We start from the raw sequence: 12080 nt of genomic DNA on the forward strand, positions 1-12080 counted from the left end.
ACCTAAACGTACCCCGATATGCGAATTTGCGCAATCTTGAGTCATCCAAGCGGTTCACGCGCCCTTTTGTGGTGCGGTGTGCTGCTCTGTTTTTTGTTGCCGGTCAGCGCCCTGGCGCTGGAACCGGAGGCGGAGCTGCGTGAGACGCGCGAGGCCATCCAGGACCTGGAGCGCAGCCAGGAAGAGCGCTACGCGGCCCTGCAGCAGCTGGAAGGGCTGCTCGCGGAGGCCGCTCGTGGGACCGAGGCCTCGCGCCAGGAGCTGCGCGAGCTGGCGCGGGCGCGTTCGCGTCAGGAGGCGGTGGTCGCCGATCAGGAGGAGCGTGTGGACGAGGCCCGGGAGCGGCTGGAGGCAGAACGCCGCGCTGCGGCCCGCCTGGTGCGCGACCAGTGGCAGCGCGAACGTCATCCCGGGCGGAGCGACGGCCAGGCCGCGGAGCATCGCCATCAGGCCGCGTTTGCCGCGCGCATCCGCGAGGCGCGCGAGCAGGCCCTGGTCGTGTTGCGCGATCGAATCGAGGCGCTGGAGACGGCGCGCGAGGAACTCGCGCGGGAGCGGGCGGTGCTCGCAGAGCGGGAAGAGCAGGCCCGTTCGGCGGTCGCGGATCTGGAGCGCGAGGAGGCGCACCAGCGCCAGGCGATGGCGGAGCTGGAGGCGGCTATCGAGGACGAGTCGCTGGAACTGGAACGCCTGGCGCGCAATGCCGAGACCCTGGAGGCGGTGATCGAGGAGGTCGAGGCACGCAGCGCGGCGCGTGCCGCGGCACCCCGCGAGTCCACCCCCGAACGGCCGGACGTGGCCTTCGTGGAATTGGAGGGCGAACTCCCGCGTCCGGCCGAAGGCCGAGTGATCCGCAGTTTCAACGAGTCCCGTGGTAGCCGCCTGCGTTCGCGCTGGCGCGGTGCGGTGCTGGAGGTAGATAACGGCACGGCGGTACGTGCGGTGCACTACGGCCGGGTGGTCTACGCCGACTGGATGCAGGGCTACGGCTTCCTGGTGATCGTGGACCACGGGGAGCGCTACCTGACCCTCTACTCCAACGTGGAGGAGATCCTGGTGGCGGAAGGCGAGACCGTGGGCGCCGGCGAGCAACTGGCCGTGGCGGGCGAGGGCAGCGAGGCGATCGCGCCCGGGCTTTACTTCGAGATCCGTCACAACGGCGGACCATTGAACCCCGAAAGCTGGTGGCCCTCTCAGTAGAGGAAGAAAGATGGAATGCGCCCGTGCCCCGGAAAAAGGCGGATCGGCGGCGTGCATTCAGGCAGCCGTCACATTGCGGGTGCTACCATCTTCACACTAATCACCTCAAGTGAACGAGGAAGAGTAATGAGCAAGTCTTGTCGCACCGGATACTCCCTGATCGTCGGACTGGTTGTCGGGGTCATGCTGAGTGTCTCGGTGGCCGTCTACGCCGACCGCGACAATGGCGCGCAATCCGCCCTCCCGGTGGAGGATTTGCAGCGCTTTACTGACGTGTATATGCGCATCAAGCGCAATTACGTCACCGAGGTCGAAGACAAGGATCTGCTGGACAATGCGATCCAGGGGATGCTGTCGGGTCTGGACCCTCACTCGGCCTATCTGGACGAACAGGACTTCGAGGACATGCAGGTCGGAACCTCCGGCGAGTTCGGCGGTTTGGGTATCGAGGTCGGTATGGAAGACGGCTTCGTCAAGGTCATTGCCCCGATCGATGACACCCCGGCCAGCCGTGCCGGGGTCGAGGCCGGTGACCTGATCATCCGCCTGGATGGCGAGTCGGTGAAGGGCATGTCTCTGTCCGACGCGGTCGCCAAGATGCGCGGCGAGAAGGGCTCGGACATCACCCTGACCATCCTGCGCGATGGCGAGGACCGCCCGAAAGAAATCACCATCACCCGCGACGTGATCAAGGTGCAGAGCGTGCGCTCCGAGATCCTGGAGGACGGCTTTGGCTATGTACGGGTCAGCAACTTCCAGCAGCGCACCGCACGCGACCTGGTGCGGGCGATCGAGGATCTGCAGGAGAAAGGCGAGCTCAAGGGCTTGGTGCTGGACCTGCGCAATAACCCGGGCGGTATCCTGAACGGGTCCGTGGGCGTCGCGGATGCGTTCCTCGAGGAAGGTCTGATCGTCTACACCGAGGGCCGTCTGGAGGACTCGCAGTTCCGCTACCGCGCCTCCCCGGGGGATGTCCTCAAGGGCGCGCCGATGGTGGTGCTGGTCAATCGTGGCTCTGCCTCCGCCTCCGAGATCGTGGCCGGCGCGCTGCAGGATCACAAGCGAGCCGTGATCATGGGCCAGAACACCTTCGGCAAGGGTTCGGTGCAGACCATCCTGCCGCTGACCCAGAACACCGGCATCAAGTTGACCACCGCGCGCTACTTCACGCCCGATGGCCGTTCGATCAACGAGGACGGGATCGACCCGGATATCCGCTTGCAGCAGCTCGTGGTGCAGCGCTCCGACAGTGACAATGGCGGCGCCCGCATGGGCCGTGATGGCCTGCCGGAGGCCGTTGATGGGGACGAAGAAGATAACGGTGAGACCCTGGCCGAGCGCGACTACGGCATGAGCGAGGCGCTGAACCTCCTCAAAGGCCTGGACTTCTATAACCGCCGCTGAAGTGACCGTACACCCGGGAGGATCCATGCCGAATGTACTGGTACCCTTGGCCGCCGGTTCCGAGGAACTGGAGGCGGTCACGATCATCGACCTGCTGCGCCGGGCGCAATTCGAGGTCACCGTGGCCGGGCTGGAGCCGGGGCCGGTGACCTGCTCGCGGGGCACGGTGATCCAGCCGGATACCACAGTCGATCAGGTGCTGGATCGGTCCTTTGACCTGATCGTCTTGCCGGGCGGCCTGCCCGGCGCCAATCACCTCCGCGACGACGCCCGGGTGCAGGGTTTGTTGCGGGCGCAGGCCGAACGCGATGGCTATCTGGCCGCGATCTGCGCCGGCCCGAAGGCGCTGGCCGAGGCCGGACTCCTGGAGGGGCGTCGCGTGACCGCCTTCACGGGCGCACTGGAGGAGGCGGGAATCCCGTCCACCGGCGCTTTGGTGGAGATCGACGGGCGCCTGATCACCGGCCGCGGCCCGGGTGCGGCGATGGACTTCGCCCTGACCCTGATCGAACAGCTCGCCGGCCGCGAGGCCCGCGACGCCGTCGAGGGCCCGCTGCTAAGACCCTGATGGGTTTAACCACGAAGCGCACGAAGACACGAAGAGGGTAGAGGGTAGGATGTGTTGAGCGCAGCGAAACGCATCGGGGCCCGAATCATTCCGTGAGGCCGATGCGATTCGCTGCGCTCATCCGCATCCTACCCGCTGCAAAACGATCGTCACCTCTCCGCGCCGATCGTATCCTCCCATTAAACAGTTTGTAAGCGTTGGTTTTGTCTACGACGTTTTTGGCCTTTCGGATGCGCCTCAAAAGGTCCGATGGCGGTCATCAACACCCGCTGTTTCCTGCGCGATAGCGCGTCGTCCCCGGACGGGGCGCCAACTCTGTGGTGAAAAGCTTTTGACCTTCCTCGTGCGCTTCGTGGTGGATTCGCCCTTCGTTCTTGGGCTATCCCACGGTCGCGTAGCGGGTCGCGGAGCCCAGCCAGCGTTCGATCAGGGCGGCGGTGCGTGGCGAGTCGTTCTCGATATGTGCGGCGAGGGTAGTGGCCTCGTCGAGCAGATCCTGGTCGCGTGACCAGTCGGCGACGCGGAAGCTGCGGTCGCCGGTCTGGCGCGTGCCCAGCAACTCCCCCGGGCCGCGCAGCTTGAGATCCACCTCCGCAATCTCGAAACCGTCGTCGGTGCGCCGCATCGCCTCCAGGCGTTCGCGCGCGGTCTCGCCCAGCGGCGGCCGGTAGAGCAGCACGCAGGCCGAGGCGGTGTTGCCACGCCCAACCCGGCCGCGCAGCTGGTGCAGCTGCGACAGGCCCATGCGCTCGGCGTTCTCGATGATCATCAGGCTGGCGTTGGGGACGTCGACGCCGACCTCGATGACGGTGGTCGCCACCAGCAGGTCAATCGCGCCGGCGCGGAAGCGTTCCATCACTGCGTCGCGCTCGGGCCCCTTCATGCGTCCGTGGGCCAGCCCGATGGCCAGCTCCGGCAGCGCCTCGCGCAGCCGTTCGGCAGTGGCCTCGGCGGATTCTGCCTCCAGTTGTTCCGAGTCCTCCACCAGCGGGCAGACCCAGTAGGCCTGGGTGCCGGAGCCGCAGGCGGCGCGGATGCGCTCGATTACCTCGTCGCGACGTTCGTGGCTGATCAGCGCGGTGCGCACCGGGGTGCGCCCGGGCGGGCGTTCGTCAATCACCGAGTTGGCCAGCTCCGCGTACAAGGCCATCGCCAGGGTGCGCGGGATCGGGGTGGCGGTCATGATCAGCTGGTGCGGCATCCGGCCGTTGCCCTTGTCGCGCAGGGCCATGCGCTGGTGCACGCCGAAGCGGTGCTGTTCGTCGATGATCGCGAGCCCCAGATGATGAAACCGCACCTCCTCCTGGAACAGGGCGTGGGTGCCGATCGCCACTTGGCGCTGCCCGCTGGCCAGTTCCGCAAGCAGCTGGCCGCGCTCGCTGGCGGTCTGGCGCCCGCCCAGCCAGGCGATCGCCACGCCCAGCGGTTCCATCCACTGGGCAAGATTGCGCCCGTGCTGGCGGGCGAGTAGCTCGGTCGGGGCCATGAAGGCGACCTGGTAGCCGGCCTCCACCGCCGCCAGCGCGGCTGCGACCGCGACCAGGGTCTTGCCGGAGCCGACATCGCCCTGGACCAGACGGTTCATCGGCTGCGGCCGCGCGAGGTCGGCCAGGATCTCTGCGGTAACTCGCTCCTGTGCGCCGGTCGGCTGGAAGGGGAGCTGCTCGCGCAGTTGTTGCCACAGGGCGCCCGGGGGCTGGATGATCGGGGCGCTGCGTGTGTCTTCGGGCATCCGGCTCTGCTGCATGCGTGCGAGCTGATGGGCGCACAGCTCTTCCAGGGCCAGTCGCGTGCGTGCCGGACTGCGATTTTCGGGGGTGTCGAGGGCGGCCAGGGCCTCGGCCTGCGCCGGTGGGTGATGGAGCTGCTCGAGGGCGCTATGCAGGCCAGGCAGGCCCTGCCGGGGCAGTTCTGGAAGCAGGTCGGGCAGGGCCTGCATCCCCGGCAGGGCGTGTGCGACCAACTGGCGCAGCAGCTTTTGCGAGACGCCCTCGGTGGTCGGGTAGATCGGGGTCAGGTGTGACTCCATCGCCGGCGGGCTATCGCCCACGGTCTGGATCTCCGGGTGCACGCACTCCAGTGCGCCGGGCATGCCGCGGGGCTCGCCGAAGGCGCGGATGCGTGTGCCGGGGCTCAGGCGGCGTTGCTGGTTGGCCCCGAAGTGGAAAAACCGCAGCAGGATCTGCGCCTGGTCGTCGGCCAGGGTGACCACGAGCATGCGCCGGCGGCGGTGGACCACCTCGGCGTGGGTGACGCGCCCCTCGAAAAGCGCGGCCAGCCCCGGGCGCAGCGCGGCAATCGGGGTTAGTCGCGTGCGATCTTCGAAGCGCAGGGGCAGATGGAACAGCAGATCCCCGGCTTGTTCCAGGCCAAGACGTTCCAGCCGTTCGGCCACAGCCGGGCCGACACCCTTCAGCGCGGTCAGCGGGACCTGCAGCTCCACCGGTTTGGCCCGCGCGACGCGATCAGCCGCGCGGGCACCAGGCGATCGCGTCCATTTCCACCTGGGCGCCCTTGGGCAGAGCGGCCACACCGATCGCGGCGCGCGCCGGGTAGGGCTCGCTGAACACCTCGCTCATGATCTCGTTCACCAGCGGGAAGTGGGCCAGGTCGATCAGGAAGATGTTCAGCTTGGCGATGTCCGTCGAGCTGGCACCTGCCGCCTCCAGGACCGCCTTGAGGTTGTTGAATACCTGGCGGATCTGGTCCTCGATGCCACCGCCGACCAGTTCCATGGTCTTCGGATCCAGCGGGATCTGGCCGGAAAGGTACAGGGTGTCGCCGGTTCGCACGGCCTGCGAATAGGGGCCGATGGCGGCCGGGGCGTTTTCGGTCTGGATGATCTCGCGCGACATGCGGGCTCCTTGGTACGGCCGGATTGAATTTCGAAAGGGTGGCAAACGTTTTACGCTAACGCATCATTCTACTGATCAATCCGCACGCGTGTGGTGTCGGGGGGGGGGCTCGGCAGCCTGGAGCGCGGACGGCTACACTGCGGGCCACATCCGAAATGATAAAAGGAAGCAGGCAATGACGGGATACGCACTGGCAAACGTGCTGCATGTACTGGCCGTGGTGATCTGGGTGGGCGGCATGTTCTTCGCCTACATGTTCCTGCGCCCGGTGGCCGGGCAGCAGCTCGAGGGGCCGGCGCGGCTGAAGCTCTGGGAGGGTGTGTTCTCGCGCTTCTTCCCTTGGGTCTGGGCCTCGGTCCTGGTGATCCTGGTGACCGGCTTCTACCTGATCTTCGGTGTGTTCGGCGGCATGGGTGATGTGCATCCCAGCGTGCACACCATGCTGCTGCTGGGCCTGATCATGATGGCGATCTTCGCCCATGTGTTCTTCGCCCCTTATCGGCGCATGCGCAAGGCCATTGCGGCGAACGATACCGATGAAGGCCTGCGCCGGCTGGGGCAGATCCGCATCCTGGTCGGGATCAACACCGTGATCGGCCTGGTGACCATCGTGGTCGCCTCGGGCGGTCGCCTGCCGCTGTAGGCACGCTACTTTCCTAGCCCCGGGTGCCACACCAGCCGGGGCGGGGCTGGCGGTTCCAGCAGCACGGCCGCGTTCTGGCCGAAGGCCTCCAGCCAGCGCGCCAGCAGGTCGTCGGGCAGGTCCGCGATGGCCAGGCCCGGTTCGTCCGGCCAGTGCCCCGAGGGGTCGCGGTTGCAGGCGGGCCAGGCCTGCAGGCCCCGGTGGGCGACTGCGGCCTCGAGCGTGCGGTGCTGGCGTTCGTTTTCAGCGCGTGGGGCCCGCTGGCTGCCCGGGTTGCTGGCGGTGAACACGACCAGCCGCTGTATGCCATGCCCGGCCATCCAGACCGTGACATCCTCCGCGGGCCGGTCGATATACAGGACTCGCCTGCCGTCCTCGGTCTCCAGGCAGTAGTCGGCGCTCCGGTAGGCTTGTTCCAGCTCCGCCCGCTGCGCCGCCGAAGGTGTCGATTCGGGGGCTTGGGCGTGCCGCCCGGCCGTGTTTTTGCTTGAGTTTGCGGACATCTCGGGGCACCCTCCCGGCTGGATCGCACGGATGCGATCGATCAAACAGGGGGAGCGGGATGCGCGTCAAGGATGTGACAGCGGTTTGTGGTGCCTCGCCGGGTGCTGGTAGGGGTGCGTCCATGGGGCGGCCCTCTCCCGCTGGGGATTGACCCGCGATGGCTCCGCGCCCCTTCGTCTCCGGCCTTACGGGTGCCTTTGTCGTGGTGCTGCTGCTGGTTGCGACCGTGGCGATTGCCAGTTGGTTGCGCGTCCAGCAGCTGCAACATGATGTCCAGGCCCTTACCGAGGAATACGTGCAGAAGGTGGACCGCGTCCACCGCATGCGCAGCCTGGTGCGCGAACGCATGCTGCGTGCCTCGTTGGTCATCAGCGCCGAGGATCCCGCCTTGCAGGATCGCTACCACCGGGACTTCCGGGATCTGGCCGAGCGCTTCCTGGAGGCACGCGAGGGGGCGGAACTGCTGGCCCGGACCCCGCGTGATGCCGCGTTACTGGCCGAGTTACGCGAGCTGATTGCGACCGGTGCGCCGATCCTGTCCGAACTGGTCGACATCGCCCTGGTAGGTGGGCGCAACGAGGCGTTGGCGATCCTGTTCGCTGATGCGATGCCGGTGCAGGAGGAAGTGCTGGAGCAGATGGAGATCATCCTCCGGGCCTTCGAGCGCGATAACGAGGAGGCGGTGGCGGCCATGGCGCAGCGCCACGAACAGGCGCAACAGGTGATGCTGGTGGCCACCGTTCTGACCATGCTGATGATTGTGCTGATGTGGGTTTGGGTGCGCCGGCGGATCTGGCGTGATCACGCTGCCTTGCACAAGGAACTGGAGGGGCGCCAGCAGATCGAGGCGCGTCTGCGCGAGACGCAGGCCGGACTGGAGGCCGCGGTGGCCCGGCGCACCGCGGCCTTGCAGGAGACCACCGGGCGCCTGGAGGAGGCCCAGCGGATTGCCGGGGCCGGCTACTGGGACTGGGATATTCGAGGTCTGCGGATGAACTGGTCCAAGCACGTCTTCGAGCTGTTGGGGCTCGACCCGAAAATCGATATGGCGGGCTTCGAGGCCTACATACGGGCCGTCCACCCGGACGACCGCACGCGTGTTCGCCGCGCCACCAACGAGGCGCTGGATCACCAAGCCTATTATCAGGTGGATCATCGAGTGGTGCGCGTGGACGGCGGGTTGCGCCATGTTCGGGTGGAGGGCGAGATCGAGCGCGATGCCGAGGGCCGCGCCGTGCAGGTCCTCGGGATGGTCCGCGACATCACCCGCGACAAGGCCTCCGAGGAGCGCCTGTGGCACCAGGCCCATCACGACTCCCTGACCGGCCTGCCCAATCGCAGTCTTCTACAGGAGCACATTCAGCAGGCCCTGCGCCGGGCGCAGCGTGCCGGCACCGGCCTGGCCCTGGTGGTCTGCGATCTCGACGGGTTCAAGCCGATCAATGACCGCCTGGGGCACGATGCCGGCGACGTGATGCTCGTGACCGTGGCGCGGCGTCTGCGCGAGGGCGTGCGCGAGAGCGACGTGGTGGCCCGCGTGGGCGGCGACGAATTCGTGCTGCTGCTGGAAAACGTCCGTGATCCGGATGCGGTGACCGGGATCGGACTGAAGCTGATCGAACGCTTCGAGGAGCCGGTGGAGGTGAACCGCGAGTCGGTTCGCGTCGGGCTCAGTATGGGGGCGGTGCTCTACCCCGAGGATGGGGACGAGGTGGAGGCGTTGTTGCAGCGCGCGGACCGCGCGATGTACGTGGCCAAGGAGGAAGGCGGCAGCCGGATCGTGTTGTACCAGGAATGCTCCGGAGAGGAACGCCGCCAAACGGATCTGTCCCTGCGCCGGCGCGGTGCGCTGGGTTGCGGGCTGGAAGACCCGCCCGCTCGCGACTGAATCGGCAGGCCTCGTCTACGGCCGAAGTCGTGCGAGGAATTGTTGGCGCGTCAGCGGTTCGCTGAACAGGAAGCCCTGGAACCGGGTGCAGCCCAGGGCCAGGAGCTGCTCCCGCTGTTCCGGATGCTCCACGCCCTCGGCGATGACGTCCAGCTCCATGTTGCGGGCAATGTCCACGATGTTTTCGATCAGGGTCCGGTCGCCGCCGGACAGCAGCTCCTTGACGAAGGATTTGTCGATCTTCAACTCGTCCACCGGCAGGTCGCGCAGGTAGGCGAGCGAGGAATAGCCGGTCCCGAAGTCGTCCAGGGCGATGCGCATGCCCAGCCGGCGCAGCGCGCCCAGCTTGGCGATGGCGTCTGGCAGGTCGCGCAGCAGGCCGGACTCGGTGACCTCCAGGGTCAGGGCGTGGCCGTCCACCCCGTGTCGGCGCAGCCGCGCCTGGAACTGGTCGACGAAGTCCGGGCGCGCCAGTTGCCAGGGCGAGAGATTCAAGGCCAGGCGAGGTGGCTGGAGGCCCTCGGCCTGCCACTGTGACAGCTGCATCAGGGCGTGTTCCAGGACCCAGTTGCCGACCCCGTGGATCAGGCCGGTCTCCTCCGCCACCGGGATGAAGAGATCCGGCGGTACCTGGCCCATCTCCGGGTGCTGCCAGCGCAGCAGGGCCTCGGCCCCGATCAGGCGCTCGGCGGTGTCGAACTGCGGCTGGTAATGCAGGTCCAGCTCGCCACGGGCGGCCGCCTGACGCAACCCGTCCTCGATCTGCAGGCGGGCATGCGCCTCGTCCTGCAGTGCATGGCGGTAGAATTGCACGCCGCCGCGGCCGGCACGCTTGGCCTGGTACAGGGCGATATCGGCGTGGCGCAGGGCTTCTGCCGAGCTCTCGCCGGCGTCGGGATAGCATACGCAGCCGAGACTGGCGCCGACCCCGAAGGTGCGCTCGCCGATGATAATCGGGCGCTGCAGGGCCTCCAGGATGCGCTCGGCGATTGCGTGCAGTTCCGGTTCCAGGGTCTCGCGCACCCGGGCACAGGGGGGCAGGACAACGGCGAATTCGTCGCCACCCAGACGCACGATCAGCGCATCCTCGGGGGCATGGCTGCGCAGGCGATCCGCCACCGCGCCCAGCACAGTGTCGCCTACCGCATGACCCAGGGCGTCGTTGATGGTCTTGAAGTGGTCCAGGTCGATCAGGATCAGCCCGCCATGCAGGTGGCCGGCGGTGGCTTCCTCGATGTGGCGGGTCAGGTCGTCGTGCAGCCGGGTGCGGTTGGCCAGCCCGGTCAGGGAGTCGTGGTAGGCCAGGGCATGGATGTGTTCCTCGGTGTGCAGGCGTTCCAGCTCGGCACCCGCGCGGTCGGCCATGATCCCGAGGATTTCCATTGCCTTGTCGACATCTTCCACCGGATGTCGGTTGACCATGGCGATGTGCCCCAGCAGTGTGCCCTGGCTGTCCAGCAACGGGGCCCCCAGATAACTCTCGGCGTCCATCTCCGCCAGCATCTCGTCGCTTGGAAACCGCTGCTGCACGGCGCAGGGGTAGATGCAGGTACCGATCTCCAGCACGCGCTCGCAGGGGGTCTCGGCGAGGTCGTAGCGAAAGTTCTCCACGATCTGGCCCGCGGTGCACAGGGCGGCAGTCTCCACGACGCCGGGTTTTTTCGGGTCCTGGATGCCGATCAGGGCATAGTCGGCAGCGAACAGGTTGCTCAGCTTGAGAACCAGCTGCTGGAAGAACTCCTCGCGCGAGCGCGCCTGCAGCCCCTCGGCGATCAGGCGCAGGGCGTCCTCGCTGCGGTGCGCGGCGGTGATGTCCTCCTGCATCACGATCACGTCCTGCACCTCGCCGCGGGCATCCTGCAGGGGGTAGATGCAGCCGCGCAGCCAGCGCTCGAGGGTGATGATCGGGGCGGTCTCGGCCGCAGGGTCTGTGTCGGCGGGTTCGGCCGATTCGTTGGGGCGGGCCGGCGGGGTGTAGGGCAGAGGACCGATCTCGCGGTAGTGTCCGCGCAGGGCATCCTTGAGTGGTTCGCGGATGTGCCGGTCGATGGCATCCGGGCGGTCCAGGACATGGCCGCCCGGCAGGGAGGCTTGTGCGCCGTGCATGTTTTCCCAGGCGGCGTTGCTCTGGCGGATCTCGCCCTGCGGTGTGAGTACCTGGATGCCGACCGGGGATTGCTCCACCAGCGCCCGAAAACGACTTTCCGAGTCACGCAGGCGTTCGCCGGTCTCGCGGTTCAGTACCAGGCTCATCATGATGACCATCACCACGTAGCCGAACGGCGCGAGCTGGGGCATCTCCAGTGCGCCTCCCCGGGCCAGGACGCCCTGCAGCGTGAACAGGACGAAGACCCCGATCCCGCCCAGCAGGAGCAGGGTGGTGGTCTGGCGATAGCGCCGGTAGTGCCGGATCAGTGTGGTGAGGGCGAACCCCAGGACCAGAAAGACCGCGATTACGCCAAACCCGAACCAGGGACTGATGGTGCCCACCGCCAGGGCCACGGTTTCGCCCCAGGGGAGTTCCAGGGGGCGGAGTTCGTCGATCACCCGGTACTGCATGCTGTAGGGCTGCAGGGTGTTGACCACCCAGGTGATGACCAGCAGCACGAGCAGACCGGAGATCAGCCAGCGAGCGGAGGTGCGCGTATGGGCCGCGACGAAGGCGGCGAACAGCACGTAGAACGGTCCCAGCAGATAGACGTTGAGCGTGAGCGCGCGGGTATAGGTCTCGACGGTGCTGGCCTGGTAGGTCTGGGCCGATCCGATGGCAAGCACCGCCATCAGGGCGCACATCGCGGCGAACAGCCGATGCTCGGTGCTCCGTGCGCTTTGCCGGCTGTGCAGCAGGTGGCTGAGCGTGGCATAAATCGCCAGCCCCGCTGCAAGGTAGAGCGATGGCGCAAGGATCCCGTTCATGGGTTCCTCGCGCGTGCGTCCGCGTGCCGTGCCATCCCTTGCCCCCCTGCGGTGAAGCGATGCGGGGCTCGTGTCCGCGCTCAGCCCCTGTTCCTACACCTA

The 12080-nt window shown here is 67.3% G+C and carries 9 protein-coding genes; 5 read left to right on the plus strand and 4 right to left on the minus strand.

The genetic code is table 11. From position 1 onward, the window contains the following. The first annotated feature begins 18 nt into the window (after positions 1-18). From D578_RS0109845 to D578_RS0109855, 3 genes are all read left to right on the plus strand, one after another. Complete coding sequence (locus tag D578_RS0109845; protein ID WP_042798428.1) at positions 19-1200, plus strand: murein hydrolase activator EnvC; 1182 nt, start codon at positions 19-21, stop codon at positions 1198-1200. 126 nt (positions 1201-1326) lie between these two features. Then, positions 1327-2604, plus strand: a complete 1278-nt coding sequence (locus D578_RS0109850; protein WP_018949795.1) for a S41 family peptidase — start codon at positions 1327-1329, stop codon at positions 2602-2604. A 25-nt stretch (positions 2605-2629) separates the two neighbouring features. Next, positions 2630-3172: a DJ-1 family glyoxalase III gene (locus D578_RS0109855; RefSeq protein WP_018949796.1), complete on the plus strand. Its 543-nt coding sequence runs from the start codon at positions 2630-2632 to the stop codon at positions 3170-3172. Positions 3173-3551: 379 nt separating this feature from the next. Here the strand turns inward: D578_RS0109855 and recG are convergent, their stop codons facing one another. Together recG and D578_RS0109865 are read right to left on the minus strand one after the other, a co-directional pair. Beyond that, complete coding sequence (recG, locus tag D578_RS0109860; RefSeq protein ID WP_255349550.1) at positions 3552-5705, minus strand: ATP-dependent DNA helicase RecG; 2154 nt, start codon at positions 5703-5705, stop codon at positions 3552-3554. Then, a complete protein-coding gene (locus D578_RS0109865; RefSeq protein ID WP_018949798.1) occupies positions 5638-6027 on the minus strand; it encodes a RidA family protein in 390 nt (129 codons plus the stop codon). The genes recG and D578_RS0109865 overlap by 68 nt, the downstream gene beginning before the upstream one ends. Positions 6028-6202: 175 nt before the next feature. Between D578_RS0109865 and D578_RS0109870 the strand changes: the two genes are divergently transcribed. Further along, entirely contained in the window at positions 6203-6670 is a 468-nt protein-coding gene (locus tag D578_RS0109870; protein WP_018949799.1) for a CopD family protein, read from the plus strand. A 5-nt stretch (positions 6671-6675) separates the two neighbouring features. Here D578_RS0109870 and D578_RS0109875 read toward each other — a convergent pair whose 3' ends face one another. After that, on the minus strand, positions 6676-7173 hold the full coding sequence (locus tag D578_RS0109875) for a DUF3293 domain-containing protein (protein WP_018949800.1): 498 nt from the start codon (positions 7171-7173) through the stop codon (positions 6676-6678). A 158-nt stretch (positions 7174-7331) separates the two neighbouring features. Here D578_RS0109875 and D578_RS0109880 point away from each other — a divergent pair, with 158 nt between their 5' ends. Continuing rightward, a complete protein-coding gene (locus D578_RS0109880) occupies positions 7332-9062 on the plus strand; it encodes a diguanylate cyclase domain-containing protein (protein WP_018949801.1) in 1731 nt (576 codons plus the stop codon). A 15-nt stretch (positions 9063-9077) separates the two neighbouring features. Here D578_RS0109880 and D578_RS0109885 read toward each other — a convergent pair whose 3' ends face one another. Then, positions 9078-11978, minus strand: a complete 2901-nt coding sequence (locus tag D578_RS0109885) for an EAL domain-containing protein (protein WP_018949802.1) — start codon at positions 11976-11978, stop codon at positions 9078-9080. Positions 11979-12080: the final 102 nt, after the last annotated feature.

This window comes from Thioalkalivibrio sp. ALMg11 (assembly GCF_000377905.1).
GTDB lineage: Bacteria > Pseudomonadota > Gammaproteobacteria > Ectothiorhodospirales > Ectothiorhodospiraceae > Thioalkalivibrio.